The organism is Pseudescherichia vulneris (genome assembly GCF_902164725.1).
Lineage (GTDB): Bacteria > Pseudomonadota > Gammaproteobacteria > Enterobacterales > Enterobacteriaceae > Pseudescherichia > Pseudescherichia vulneris.
Map to the genome: position 1 here is coordinate 2889575 of NZ_LR607338.1, position 13075 is coordinate 2902649.

Here is a 13075-nt window from a genome sequence, read left to right on the forward strand (position 1 = left end):
GGTAAGCGCAGCGCCACCGGGCGTTACCCCGCCGAGTGATTTTTCCGGTACTGGAGCGGCGTCTCGCCGATGCCTCGCTTAAAGGAGCTAATAAACCAGGTCACGTCGGAAAAACCCACCCGCGCGGCGATATCGCGCACGCTCTCGTCGCTGTGTAGCAGACACTCACAGGCCTTGCGCAGCCGCAGCGTATTCAGATAGTCGTGGATCTTCTCGCCCGTTTCGGCATGAAACTTTCTAGATACGTAGCTGCGCGATTTACCCAATTCCTGTGCGAGGGCGTCGAGGCTAAATTTATGCTGGTAGTGCTCATCGAGCCAGAACATCGCCTGGCTGGCAATGCCGCGGCTGTCGCCGGGCGCACCGTCGCGATCGGCAGGCAGCATGGCGAACAGGCTGATGAGCAGGCTGGCGACGCTTTCGCTGTTCATTGGCTGCGGGTAGCAGCTAAACAGATAGTCGATATGGCTATGGCAGGCGGCAACGTCTGCTACCCACGCCGGGCCGCCGCGCCGCGAGAGCTTCTGTAACCGCTGCTGGGCCTGGGGGAAATCACGCAGCACCTTCAGCACCGCGTGGTGATCGAGATGGATAATGGTGCGCCGATAGATTGCTTCGGCCTGCTCATCTACCATCACCTTGTGCAGGGTAAAAGGCGGAAAGAAGAAGAGCCGCCCAGGGCGCATGGTGTAGTGGCGATTATCAACGATCGCCACCCCGAAGCCCTCCTCGACGTAGAGGATCTCCAGGCACTGATGCCAGTGGTGATAGCGCACGGTATTGGCAAACAGGCGGCTGAACGACACTACGGCGTCGTTTAAGGTAATTAGCTCCAGATAATCAGATTTTGGCTCATCGCGCATAGTGCAATAAAACTCAACTTTTACCCCTCTGCACGCCTTTATAAACCACCTTTTTAAATTTTCTCAACTGCGAGTTTATTCATCTTTCCCGGCTGTGACGTGGCTAACATTTCTACGCGCCAGCGATTCACTATCCTTGAGCCACTTTGTTAAGAGGCTGATGCGGAAATGGAAACATCAAATGTATTGTCATCCCGACAGGACATCGTTGAGCTGGTCACGGAGATGCTGGGCGCGCTGGATAAACAATTTCCCGAGGGGCAGTCACGCTTCGCATTAGGCAGCACCTGCGCCCACTACAGCGTGGAGATCGCCAACATGGAGGGGCTGTCGCGTGCGCTGTGGGGCCTGTTTCCGCTGCTGGCTGGCGGAGAGGAGACGCCGCTTAGCGCGAAATACATCGCTGCCATCAAGCAGGGGACCGATCCGCACAGCCCAGGCTACTGGGGCGAGACCGGGCCTTACGACCAGCGGCTGGTGGAGATGGCGGCCTATGGTTTAGGTCTGGCGCTAATGCAGGACCGCCTGCTGGCCTGCTTTACCCCGCGCGAACAGGCGAACCTCCACGCCTGGCTAAACCAAATCACCGACGCCGAGATGCCCGACAGCAACTGGAACTACTTCGCCATCATGGTGCAGCTCGGCTTTAAACGCGCCGGGCTGCCCTGGGATCGTGACGCGGTCGAGCGGCGCTTTACGATGATGGAGGCTTACTACCTCGGTGATGGCTGGTACTCAGACGGTCCAGGGCGACCAAAAGATTACTACATCTCGATGGCGTTTCACTTTTACGGCCTGATCTACGCCACGCTCAACGCCGAGGACGATCCGCATCGTGCCGCTACCCTGCGGGAGAGGGCGCAGCGGTTCGCCCAGGACTTTATCACTATGTCGGCGGCGGGAGGGGAGTCGGTGCCCTTTGGCCGCAGTCTCACCTACCGCTTTGCGATGGTGGCGTTCTGGAGCGGGGTGGCTTTTGCCGAGCTGGACGTATTTACGCCGGGGATAGTGAAGGGGATCGTTCTTCGCCATCTGCGCTGGTGGCTGGCGCAGCCTATCTTTGACCGGGACGGCATTCTGACCCTCGGCTTTGCCTACCCGAATCTCGCGATGTGCGAAGACTACAACTCTCCCGGCTCGCCCTACTGGGCGCTGAAGGTGTTCCTGATCCTCGCCCTGCCCGAAGCGCATCCGTTCTGGCAGGCGGAGGAGCAACCTTTACCAGCGCTGGCGGCGCGACGGGCGCTTCCCCATGCCGGGCAGATCCTGATGCACAGCGAAGCCTCGCGACACGTCTGCATGCTCGCCTCCGGCCAGCTTGAGCTGAACAACTACGTCAATACCGAAGCGAAATACACCAAGTTTGCCTACTCCAGCCGCTTCGGTTTCACCATCGAGCGCGGACGTTACGGCATCAAGCACGCCGCCTGCGACAGCATGCTGCTGCTGGCGGAGGGGGATGAGTACTACCGGGGCCGCCGCGGCTGCGACGAGACTCGCGTTCACGATGATTACATCTTCTCGCGCTGGTCGCCGTGGCACGACGTGCAGGTTGCTACCTGGCTGATCCCCTGCGGCGATGGCCATCTGCGGCTGCACTGCATCGACACCGCGCGTCATCTGAACAGCGTTGAGGGTGGCTTCGCGGTCATGAAGGCTCCGCATCAGACGCTGGCCTCCGGCTGCGTGGTGCACGCCGCGAACGGCAGCAGCGCTATCTACGATCTCTCGTTCGGCCTTGAGCGCCACGGCGACTGCGTGATCACGCCGCCCAACAGCAGCGTGATGTTTGCCGAGTGTGCGGCGATCCCGGTATTAACCGCCACCTTGACGCCGGGGCGTCACTGGCTCTGCTGCGCGGCTATTGCGGGCGATCCGGCATACAGCGATATGACCTCGCGACCCGAGGTGCTTCTGGATAACGAAACGCTGACGGTGCGCCATATCGGCCGCCCAACGGCGTTAGTCATTACGTTATAAAAAACTCTGACCCCTACATGCTTTCGTCGAGGATAGTATGGATAAAATAATTAAAACCAACCGGACTGAATATTACAAAATCAGCTCCTTTATCTTTCTCTACTTCTTTACCTGGTCGGCCAGCATTGGTCTGCTGGCCATCTGGCTCGGGCAAAAAGCGAACTTAAGCGGGACGGTGATCGGCACGGTATTTGCCATCAACGGCATCTTCTCGGTGATCCTAAAACCGATCTACGGCTACATTCTGGATAAGATCGGCATGAGCAAATATCTGCTCTATTTCGTGGTTGCCGTGTCGGCCCTGATGGCCCCGTTCTTTATCTACGTCTACCAGCCGCTGCTGCTCTCTAATACGCTGCTGGGGATCGTCGTCGGCGCAATCTATTTAAGCTTTGCCTGGTACGCGGGCGTTGCCGCCTGCGAATCCTATACCGATCGCTACAGCCGCCTGAACGGCATGGAGTTCGGCCAGATCCGCATGTGGGGATCGCTGGGCTGGGCGGTGGCGTCCTCTTTCTCCGGCCTGCTGTTTAACCTCTCTCCGGCCTATAACTTCATCATGGGCAGCGTGGCCTCTCTCGTAATGCTGGTGGTGCTGTTTAGCCTGAAGGTGGATACGCGAACCGAGCGTGCGGGGGAAGTGCTGGCGAAGGAGAAGATTGTTCCCGCCGATGTCTATGCCCTGCTGAAAAACCGCAAGTTCTGGGCCTTCTGCCTCTACGTGGCTGGCGTGGCGTGGATGATGTTTATCGCCGAGCAGCAGTTCTCCCGCTACTTCGTTACCTTCTTTGACGATGTGCATCAGGGCAACGCCGTGTTTGGCTATCTGGGCACCGTGCAGTCAGGGATGGAGTTTGTGATGTACATGATCATCCCGATGTTTGTGAACTACGTCGGGGCCAAGCGCGGGCTGCTGATCGTTGGGTTGGTAGTGGGCGCGCGGCTGATCATCTCCGGGCTGTGTGATTCCCACCTCTTAATCTCCGTGCTCAAGCCGCTCTACGGTCTGGAGATCTGCCTCCTGCTGGTGTCGGTCTTTAAATATATCGCCGAGCATTTCGATAAGCGCGTGAACGCCACCATGTACCTGCTGGGTTACCAGGCAATGCTCTACGTCGGCAACGTGGTGGTCTCATCCCCGGCGGGGATCCTCTACGACAAAATTGGCTTTGAGCAGACCTATATCATCATGGGTGCGATAGCCCTGACCTTTACCCTTATCTCAGCGTTTACCCTGTCGGCCTGTCAGAGCAAGCGCCGCGGCGCGCCAGCGGTCAACGTCGCCGGGTAGATCATTTATTCACAAGAAGAAGGACCGGAATATGTTAAATCGTATCGTTGAGGAGCGTCTGGGAGAGGTTCCTGCGCCGGTGGATGAGCGCGCCTTTCAGGATGAGCTGATTACCGCCCGCCGTCAGACCCTTGAACTGATAAGCCGTCATTTAACGGAGTTCGGTGAAAAGTTTCCAGCCGAAACCTGCGTCAAAGGCTACTACCCGCTTACCGATAACGTGGAGTGGACCACCAGCTTCTGGACTGGTCAGCTGTGGCTGGCGTGGGAGCTGAGCGGCGATGCGTCATATCGCGCGCTGGCGGAGAAGCACGTGCGCTCCTTCGGGCTGCGCATTGCCGGACGACAGGATACCAATACCCACGATCTCGGCTTTCTCTATACGCTCTCCTGCGTGGCGGCCTGGCGCTTGACCGGTAATCGCGACGCACGCGGCTTTGCACTTCAGGCCGCCGAGGCGTTGCTGGAACGCTTCCATCAAAAGGCGCAGATCATCCAGGCATGGGGCGATCTTAGCGATCCGCAGCAGGCGGGAAGGATGATCATCGACTGCAACATGAACCTGCCGCTGCTCTACTGGGCCAGCGAGCAGACCGGCGATCCGCGCTTTGCCGAGGCGGCCAAAGCCCACGTTCAGCAGGCGGCGGCATATTTGATCCGCGACGATGCATCGACCTTTCACACCTACTACATGGACGTGCAGACTGGCGCACCGCGCTACGGCAATACCCAGCAGGGCTATGCCGATGATTCGTGCTGGTCGCGAGGGCAGGCGTGGGGGATCTACGGCTTCCTGCTGAGCTACCTCTACACCGGTGATAAAACGATGGTCGCGCTGTCAAAAAGGCTGGCGAACTACTTCCTCAACCGCCTGCCGGAGGATGGCGTCTGCCACTGGGATTTGGCCCTGGTCGGCAGCGATGCGCTGCGGGACTCTTCGTCCGCCGCCATTGCCGTCTGCGGCCTGCTGGAGCTGGTCAAGCAGCTTCCGGTGAGCGATCCCGATCGCACCCGTTATCAGCAGTGGGCGATGCATATTATGTCGTCGCTAAATAAGCACTATCTGATGGGGGTTAACGAACCCGGCAACGGACTGCTGAAGCACTCGGTGTACCATCTTGCGAGCAATAAGGGCGTGGATGAGTGTGCCAGCTGGGGGGATTACTTCTACGTCGAGGCGCTGATGCGGTTTAGCCAGAGCTGGAAGCTGTACTGGTAACGGGTACGGGTGGTAAACGCCCGGTGGCGCTGCGCTTACCGGGCCTACGTCGTATAACATGCGGGGGCCTGGCCCCCGCCTGATTAAACCCCTTGCTCCAGAATTCGGATATGGGTTTCTAACACGTCGCTTTTTACCGCCTCGCCCCACGCTTTCATGTGCGGGGTTTGCAGGTGCGCTTCAAGATGAGCAACGGTCTCCCACTGCTCCACCATCACGATGGAATCCGGATTGGTGGCCTGAAAGCTCACGTTAGCGGCGGTATCTACCATTGGCGCATAGCCGTGGCAGCCCGCTTCCTCTAATACGGTGGGGATAATTTTCGCAAACTCGTCCAGCACGGCCTGGCGATGATGCTGGCCCGGACGGGTGCGAATCTCTGCAATCACTGTCAACATGGTCAACTCCTTCTTTGTACCGTCAAACAGTTAAGCAAAAATTTCCGCAAGATGCTTGCGATATTCTGCGGTATAGCGAGGCACGTCCGGCATTTTAATCACATCGTTAGCGATAAAGGTCGGCAGCGCGTCCATCCCAAGGAACTGATTCGCCTTGTGGAACGGCAGATAAACACCGTCAACGCCGACGCCGTGGAAGAACTGCTCTTTATCGGTGAAGGCCTGTAGCGGTGCGTTCCAGGTCAGCGACAGCATGTAGGTTTTGCCCTGAATCAGGCCGCCGGAACCATATTTTTTTGCATCGTCGGAGCGGGTACGGCCATCGCTGGCGTACAGAGAGCCGTGGCCTTCGGTAAAGACGTCATCAATGTACTTTTTCACCGTCCACGGCGCGCCCATCCACCAGCCCGGCATCTGCCAGATCACGGTGTCGGCCCACAGGAAGTTCTGCACTTCCTCTTTCACATCGTAGTCGCCATCGGTGCGAACCACTTTCACGTCGTGTCCGCTGTCGCGCAGGAAGCTGGCGGCCACATCGGTCATGGTGTCATTCAGCTGGCCGTTAGAGTGGCCGAATTTTTTAGCGCCGTTGATAATTAAGATGTTGCTCATTATTTGTCCCGTTAGAAAACGAATTTGCCGACTATTCTACCGGTCATGACCCTATTGAAAAATGAGCAAAATGTGCAAAGACTTTTGCATATAAAGCAACAATCACCTGTTCAGAGGGTAAAAAAAGTTAAATTTTTCAGTCCGCCACCCATTTCGCTCTACCCTGTTAAAGGACAATGAAACTGATGAAAGGGAGATACACGATGAAAAAATTTGCTGCTATTGCCGCTATCGCTATGATGGTTTCCGCCCCCGTTTTCGCCGCCGAGGGGGGCTTCAACGGGCCATCGGCCACGCAAACCCAGACGCAAACCCAGACCCAGCAGGGCGGCTTTGTGGATAACAGCGTTAGCCCGACCACGGCGGCGAAGGCGAAAGATCTGAAAGACGACAGCTGGGTGAAGCTGCGCGGTAACATTACTGAGCGCCTCTCTGACGATCGCTATGTTTTCCGCGATGCCAGCGGTACGGTAAACGTGGAAATTGAGCAAAAGCGCTGGAACGGCCAGAACGTGACCCCGCAGGATCAGGTTGAAATTCAGGGTAAAGTTGACAAAGACTGGAATGAGTTTGAGATCGAAGTGAAGCAAATCACCAAGCTCGCTAAGTAAATCCCTGAAGGGCCGGTTATCCGGCCTTTTTCTTGTGACTCAGGAGGGCAGATAAGGTAAAATCTGCGGCAATATTGCCCCTGAATAATTGGGTGCAAACGCTGAGGAATCACACGTAATGAGCGATATGGCAGAGCGCCTCGCGCTACATGAATTCACTGAAAACGCCTACCTAAACTACTCCATGTACGTCATCATGGATCGTGCGCTGCCGTTTATCGGCGACGGCCTGAAGCCGGTGCAGCGGCGTATCGTGTACGCCATGTCTGAACTGGGCCTCAACGCCAGCGCGAAGTTTAAAAAATCCGCCCGTACCGTGGGCGACGTGCTGGGTAAATACCATCCCCACGGCGACAGCGCCTGCTATGAAGCCATGGTGCTGATGGCCCAGCCGTTCTCTTATCGCTATCCACTGGTCGATGGCCAGGGGAACTGGGGTGCGCCGGACGATCCGAAATCCTTCGCGGCGATGCGCTACACCGAGTCTCGCCTCTCTAAATACGCCGAGCTGCTGCTGGGTGAATTAGGGCAGGGGACGGTTGATTGGGTCCCTAACTTTGACGGTACGATGCAGGAGCCGAAAATGCTGCCTGCTCGCCTGCCAAACATTCTACTGAACGGCACCACCGGGATCGCCGTTGGCATGGCGACGGACATTCCGCCGCACAACCTGCGCGAAGTAGCCCAGGCGGCCATTACGCTCATCGACCAGCCGAAGACCACCCTCGATCAGCTGCTGGATATCGTCCAGGGGCCGGACTACCCGACCGAAGCGGAGATCATCACCTCCAGGGCTGAGATCCGCAAAATTTACCAGAACGGTCGCGGCTCCGTGCGTATGCGCGCGGTGTGGAAAAAAGAGGATGGCGCGGTGGTGATTACCGCCCTGCCGCACCAGGTTTCCGGGGCGCGGGTGCTGGAGCAGATCGCGGCCCAGATGCGCAATAAAAAGCTGCCGATGGTGGACGACCTGCGTGACGAGTCGGATCACGAGAACCCAACTCGTCTGGTGGTGGTGCCGCGCTCTAATCGTGTGGATATGGACCAGGTGATGAACCATCTGTTCGCCACCACCGATCTGGAGAAGAGCTACCGCATCAACCTGAACATGATTGGCCTCGATGGGCGTCCGGCGGTGAAAAATCTGCTGGAGATCCTCACCGAGTGGCTGGCATTCCGTCGCGATACCGTGCGCCGCCGCCTGAACCATCGCCTGGAGAAGGTGCTCAAGCGCCTGCACATCCTGGAAGGTTTGCTGGTGGCGTTCCTCAACATCGACGAGGTGATTGAGATCATCCGTGGTGAAGATGAACCTAAGCCGGAGCTGATGTCGCGTTTTGGCATCAGCGAAACCCAGGCTGAAGCGATCCTGGAGCTAAAGCTGCGCCATCTCGCCAAGCTGGAAGAGATGAAGATCCGCGGCGAACAGAGCGAGCTGGAAAAAGAGCGCGAGCGCCTGCAAAGCACGCTGGCCTCCGAGCGCAAGATGAGCACCCTGCTGAAGAAAGAGCTGCAGGCCGATGCCGATGCGTTCGGCGACGATCGCCGTTCCCCGCTGCACGAGCGTGAAGAGGCGAAGGCGATGAGCGAGCACGACATGCTGCCGTCCGAGCCGGTGACTATCGTGCTGTCGCAGATGGGCTGGGTGCGCAGCGCCAAGGGTCATGACATTGATGCCCAGGGCCTGAGCTACAAAGCGGGTGACAGCTGGAAAGCATCCGCAAAAGGTAAAACCAACCAGCCGGTGGTGTTTATTGATACCACCGGGCGCAGCTACGCCGTCGATCCGCTGACGCTGCCGTCGGCACGCGGGCAGGGCGAACCGGTGACCGGCAAGCTGACGCTGCCGCCGGGGGCTACCGTTGAGCATATGGTGATGGCCGGTGAGGAGCAGAAGCTGCTGATGGCCTCTGACGCGGGCTACGGCTTCGTCTGCACCTTCAACGATCTGATTGCCCGCAACCGTGCCGGTAAGGCGCTGATTACCCTGCCGGAAAACGCGCACGTGCTGCCACCGTTGGAGATTGTTGACGACAACGACCTGCTGCTGGCGATCACCGCCGCCGGGCGCATGCTGATGTTCCCGATTAGCGATCTGCCGCAGCTGTCGAAAGGTAAAGGGAATAAGATCATCAGCATTCCGTCAGCCGAAGCGGCGAAGGGAGAGGATAGCCTGGCGCACCTCTTTATCCTGCCGCCGCAGAGCACGCTGACCCTGCACGCCGGCAAGCGCAAAATCAAAATGCGCCCGGAGGAGTTGCAGAAGGTTCACGGCGAGCGTGGCCGTCGCGGGACGCTGATGCGCGGACTCCAGCGTATCGACAAGGTCGAGATTGACTCGCCGCGTCGGGCAACCACTGGCGACAGCGAAGAGTAATCCCTGTGTGCTTCTCCCCCTTCCCGTCGAAGGGGGAGCTACCCATAAAATTTCCCGTAAAGTCATTGTTAAATCGCAGGTTACGATTGACAATACCCTTTTTCACGGACCCGATGGAACAAAGCCGTACGCCGTCAGCCGCTACACTATACTGGGCGGGTGTCCGGGCTTTCGAGGTAGCTATGCTATTCATTTTACGTGCAATCATTATTGTTATTTACAGCATCCTGGTCTGTATCTTCGGCTGTATCTACTGCCTGTTTAGCCCACGGAATCCCAAACACGTCGCCACCTTTGGCCATCTGTTTGGTCGTCTGGCACCGGTTATGGGCTTAAAAGTAGAGCTACGCAAGCCCGCTGATGCCGGGACGTATGGTAATGCGATTTACATCGGTAACCACCAGAACAACTACGATATGGTCACCGCGGCCAGCATTGTGCAGCCGCGCACCGTCACCGTCGGTAAGAAGAGCCTGCTGTGGGTCCCGTTCTTTGGCCAACTCTACTGGCTGACCGGTAATCTGCTGATCGACCGCGATAACCGCGCCAAAGCGCACGGGACCATTGCGCAGGTGGTGAAAAATATCCAGAAGCGCGATATCTCTATCTGGATGTTCCCGGAAGGTACCCGCAGCCGCGGACGCGGGCTGCTGCCATTTAAGACCGGCGCGTTCCATGCGGCTATCGCTGCCGGGGTGCCTGTTATTCCGGTTTGTGTTTCAAACACCTCCAATAAAATTAACCTTAACCGACTGAATAATGGCTTAGTGATTGTCGAAATGCTGCCGCCGATAGACACCAGCCACTATGGCAAAGATCAGGTGCGCGAGCTGGCGACCCACTGCCGAACGCTGATGGCAGAGAAGATTGCCGAGCTTGATAGCGAAGTCGCCGCCCGCGAGGCCGCCGGCAAGCGCCAGGCGTAGCCCTACTTTTACGTGCTTTAGTTCGTTTTACAGGGAGCAAGATATGTCACTCAGTCGGCGTCAGTTTATCCAGGCCTCCGGCGCTGCGCTTTGTGTAGGCGCGGTTCCGCTGCGGGCTAACGCCGCCGGGCAGCAGCAGCCGCTGCCTGTGCCGCCGCTCGTTGAATCTCGCCGTGGGCAACCGCTGTTTTTGACTTTGCAGCGGGCGCACTGGTCCTTTACCCCCGGCACCCGCGCTCAGGTATGGGGCATTAACGGGCGCTATCTTGGGCCGACCATTCGCGTCTGGAGCGGCGATGACGTGAAGATGATCTACAGCAATCGGCTGACAGAGAACGTCGCCATGACCATCAGCGGCCTGCAGGTTCCCGGCCCGCTGATCGGTGGGCCAGCGCGGATGATGTCCCCCAGCGCTGACTGGGCACCGGTGCTGCCGATCCGCCAGAGCGCGGCGACGCTCTGGTATCACGCCAACACGCCAAACCGTACCGCTGAGCAGGTCTATAACGGCCTGGCGGGAATGTGGCTGATTGAGGATGAGGTGAGTAAGTCCCTGCCGATCCCCAATCACTACGGCGTGGATGATTTTCCCGTTATTATTCAGGACAAGCGGCTGGATAACTTCGGCACGCCGGAGTACAGCGAGCCGGGCAGCGGCGGCTTCGTTGGCGATACGCTGCTGGTTAACGGCGCGCAGAGTCCCTATGTCGAGGTATCACGCGGCTGGGTACGCCTGCGCCTGCTGAACGCCTCCAACGCCCGCCGCTATCAGTTGCAGATGAGCGATGGCCGGGCGCTGCACGTTATCTCCGGCGACCAGGGCTTTTTACCCGCGCCGGTATCGGTGAAACAGCTCTCGCTGGCCCCCGGCGAGCGGCGAGAAATCCTTGTGAACATGACCGACGGCGACGAGGTGTCGATCACCTGCGGCGAGGCGGCGAGCATTGTCGACCGCATCCGCGGCTTCTTTGAGCCATCGAGCATTCTGATCTCTACCCTGGTGCTGACGTTGCGTCCTACCGGGCTGCTACCGCTGGTGACCGATACGCTGCCGCTGCGGCTGCTGCCGACGGAGCTGATGAGCGGCGCGGCGGTGCGTAGCCGCGATATCGCTCTCGGCGACGACCCGGGTATCAACGGCCAGCTGTGGGATATTAAGCGTATCGATATTACCGCCCAGCAGGGGACGTGGGAGCGCTGGACGGTGCGCGCCGATACGCCGCAGTCGTTCCATATTGAAGGCGTCAGCTTCCTGATCCGTAACGTCAACGGCGCGATGCCGTTCCCGGAGGATCGGGGCATGAAAGATACCGTTTGGGTGGATGGGCAGGTTGAGCTGCTGGTCTACTACGGCCAGCCTTCGTGGCCGCACTTCCCGTTCCAGTTCTTTAGCCAGACCCTGGAGATGTCAGACCGCGGCTCTATCGGCCAGCTATTGGTCAACCCGGCACCGTAAATCGCCGGATGGCGGCTTCGCCTTACCCGGCCTACGCAACCTGTATGCCGGGTAACTATCCCGTACAAAATTCCTTCATTTCCCCCACTGTTCAAGCGTATAATCGCCGCCCTTTGACGATCTCTTTTTAATCACCCCGGAAGCATTATGAGCGCTATTTCCCTGATCCAGCCGGATCGCGACCTCTTCTCATGGCCGCAGTATTGGGCTGCCTGTTTCGGCCCCGCGCCGTTTTTGCCCATGTCACGTGAAGAGATGGATCAGCTTGGCTGGGACAGCTGCGACATCATTCTGGTTACCGGCGATGCGTATGTTGATCACCCGAGCTTCGGTATGGCGATCTGCGGACGTATGCTGGAGGCTCAGGGCTTCCGCGTCGGCATCATTGCCCAGCCGGACTGGAACAGCAAAGAGGACTTTATGCGCCTCGGCAAACCGAATCTGTTCTTCGGCGTCACCGCTGGCAACATGGACTCGATGATCAACCGCTACACCGCCGATCGCAAGCTGCGCCATGACGACGCCTATACGCCGGATAACGTAGCGGGCAAGCGCCCGGATCGCGCCACCCTGGCCTATACCCAGCGCTGTAAAGAGGCGTGGAAAGACGTGCCGGTGATCCTTGGTGGCATTGAGGCGAGCCTGCGCCGTACCGCGCACTACGACTACTGGTCGGATACCGTCCGTCGTTCGGTGCTGGTGGATTCCAAAGCCGACATGCTGATCTTCGGCAACGGCGAACGTCCGCTGGTTGAGGTGGCCCATCGTCTGTCGCAGGGCGAGCCGGTGGCCAGCATCCGTGACGTGCGTAATACCGCAATTATGGTCAAAGAGGCGCTGCCGGGCTGGAGCGGGGTCGACTCCCGCATCATTGATATGCCAGGCAAGATTGATCCAATCCCTCATCCTTACGGAGAGGATCTGCCGTGTGCCGACAACAAACCTGTCGAACCTAAAAAAGCCGAAGCGAAAGCCGTGGTCATCCAGCCTCCGCGTCCAAAGCCGTGGGAAAAGATCTACGTTCTGCTGCCATCCTTTGAGAAGGTGAAGGCCGACAAGGTACTCTACGCGCATGCCTCGCGCATCCTGCACCATGAAACCAACCCAGGCTGCGCGCGAGCGCTGATGCAAAAGCACGGCGACCGCTATATCTGGATCAACCCGCCGGCGATCCCGCTCTCTACCGAAGAGATGGACAGCGTCTTTGCGCTGCCCTACAAGCGTGTTCCGCATCCGGCCTATGGCACCAGCCGCATTCCGGCCTATGAGATGATCCGTTTCTCCGTCAACATCATGCGCGGCTGCTTCGGCGGCTGCTCCTTTACTCTTGTTTTTATGTATT

At 58.4% G+C, this 13075-nt stretch carries 11 protein-coding genes; 8 read left to right on the forward strand and 3 right to left on the reverse strand.

Annotated features, from left to right (window positions below):
- Nucleotides 1-23 precede the first annotated feature (23 nt).
- Entirely contained in the window at nt 24-863 is an 840-nt protein-coding gene (locus FN633_RS12120; RefSeq protein WP_154057873.1) for a helix-turn-helix transcriptional regulator, read from the reverse strand.
- A gap of 168 nt (nt 864-1031) precedes the next feature.
- Between FN633_RS12120 and FN633_RS12125 the strand changes: the two genes are divergently transcribed.
- The 3 genes from FN633_RS12125 to FN633_RS12135 are packed head-to-tail and all read left to right on the forward strand — an operon-like array spanning nt 1032 to nt 5353.
- Entirely contained in the window at nt 1032-2843 is a 1812-nt protein-coding gene (locus FN633_RS12125; RefSeq protein ID WP_154057874.1) for a DUF2264 domain-containing protein, read from the forward strand.
- A 37-nt stretch (nt 2844-2880) separates the two neighbouring features.
- Entirely contained in the window at nt 2881-4134 is a 1254-nt protein-coding gene (locus tag FN633_RS12130) for an oligosaccharide MFS transporter (RefSeq protein WP_154057875.1), read from the forward strand.
- 31 nt (nt 4135-4165) lie between these two features.
- Complete coding sequence (locus FN633_RS12135) at nt 4166-5353, forward strand: glycoside hydrolase family 88 protein (RefSeq protein ID WP_154057876.1); 1188 nt, start codon at nt 4166-4168, stop codon at nt 5351-5353.
- Nucleotides 5354-5436: 83 nt separating this feature from the next.
- Here the strand turns inward: FN633_RS12135 and FN633_RS12140 are convergent, their stop codons facing one another.
- Both FN633_RS12140 and FN633_RS12145 read right to left on the reverse strand, forming a co-directional pair.
- Complete coding sequence (locus tag FN633_RS12140; protein WP_042390335.1) at nt 5437-5751, reverse strand: putative quinol monooxygenase; 315 nt, start codon at nt 5749-5751, stop codon at nt 5437-5439.
- Nucleotides 5752-5781: 30 nt separating this feature from the next.
- A complete protein-coding gene (locus FN633_RS12145) occupies nt 5782-6363 on the reverse strand; it encodes an NAD(P)H-dependent oxidoreductase (RefSeq protein WP_042390338.1) in 582 nt (193 codons plus the stop codon).
- 203 nt (nt 6364-6566) lie between these two features.
- Here FN633_RS12145 and FN633_RS12150 point away from each other — a divergent pair, with 203 nt between their 5' ends.
- From FN633_RS12150 to FN633_RS12170, 5 genes are all read left to right on the forward strand, one after another.
- A complete protein-coding gene (locus FN633_RS12150; protein ID WP_154057877.1) occupies nt 6567-6974 on the forward strand; it encodes a YgiW/YdeI family stress tolerance OB fold protein in 408 nt (135 codons plus the stop codon).
- A gap of 118 nt (nt 6975-7092) precedes the next feature.
- Complete coding sequence (gene parC, locus FN633_RS12155) at nt 7093-9351, forward strand: DNA topoisomerase IV subunit A (RefSeq protein WP_154057878.1); 2259 nt, start codon at nt 7093-7095, stop codon at nt 9349-9351.
- A gap of 182 nt (nt 9352-9533) precedes the next feature.
- Nucleotides 9534-10277 carry a 1-acylglycerol-3-phosphate O-acyltransferase gene (gene plsC / locus FN633_RS12160; RefSeq protein WP_154057879.1) on the forward strand — a complete coding sequence of 248 codons (744 nt, stop codon included), beginning with the start codon at nt 9534-9536 and terminating at the stop codon, nt 10275-10277.
- 43 nt (nt 10278-10320) lie between these two features.
- Nucleotides 10321-11733 carry a cell division protein FtsP gene (ftsP, locus tag FN633_RS12165; RefSeq protein ID WP_154057880.1) on the forward strand — a complete coding sequence of 471 codons (1413 nt, stop codon included), beginning with the start codon at nt 10321-10323 and terminating at the stop codon, nt 11731-11733.
- Nucleotides 11734-11880: 147 nt separating this feature from the next.
- A partial coding sequence (locus FN633_RS12170; protein ID WP_154058927.1) for a YgiQ family radical SAM protein occupies nt 11881-13075 on the forward strand: 1195 nt, incomplete at its 3' end.

What these genes read in the sequence shown, in the direction of transcription:
- FN633_RS12120 (WP_154057873.1), bottom strand. Translation starts at nt 863, where the DNA reads ATGCGCGATGAGCCAAAATCTGATTATCTGGAGCTAATTACCTTAAAC.
- FN633_RS12125 (WP_154057874.1), top strand. Translation starts at nt 1,032, where the DNA reads ATGGAAACATCAAATGTATTGTCATCCCGACAGGACATCGTTGAGCTG.
- FN633_RS12130 (WP_154057875.1), top strand. Translation starts at nt 2,881, where the DNA reads ATGGATAAAATAATTAAAACCAACCGGACTGAATATTACAAAATCAGC.
- FN633_RS12135 (WP_154057876.1), top strand. Translation starts at nt 4,166, where the DNA reads ATGTTAAATCGTATCGTTGAGGAGCGTCTGGGAGAGGTTCCTGCGCCG.
- FN633_RS12140 (WP_042390335.1), bottom strand. Translation starts at nt 5,751, where the DNA reads ATGTTGACAGTGATTGCAGAGATTCGCACCCGTCCGGGCCAGCATCAT.
- FN633_RS12145 (WP_042390338.1), bottom strand. Translation starts at nt 6,363, where the DNA reads ATGAGCAACATCTTAATTATCAACGGCGCTAAAAAATTCGGCCACTCT.
- FN633_RS12150 (WP_154057877.1), top strand. Translation starts at nt 6,567, where the DNA reads ATGAAAAAATTTGCTGCTATTGCCGCTATCGCTATGATGGTTTCCGCC.
- parC (WP_154057878.1), top strand. Translation starts at nt 7,093, where the DNA reads ATGAGCGATATGGCAGAGCGCCTCGCGCTACATGAATTCACTGAAAAC.
- plsC (WP_154057879.1), top strand. Translation starts at nt 9,534, where the DNA reads ATGCTATTCATTTTACGTGCAATCATTATTGTTATTTACAGCATCCTG.
- ftsP (WP_154057880.1), top strand. Translation starts at nt 10,321, where the DNA reads ATGTCACTCAGTCGGCGTCAGTTTATCCAGGCCTCCGGCGCTGCGCTT.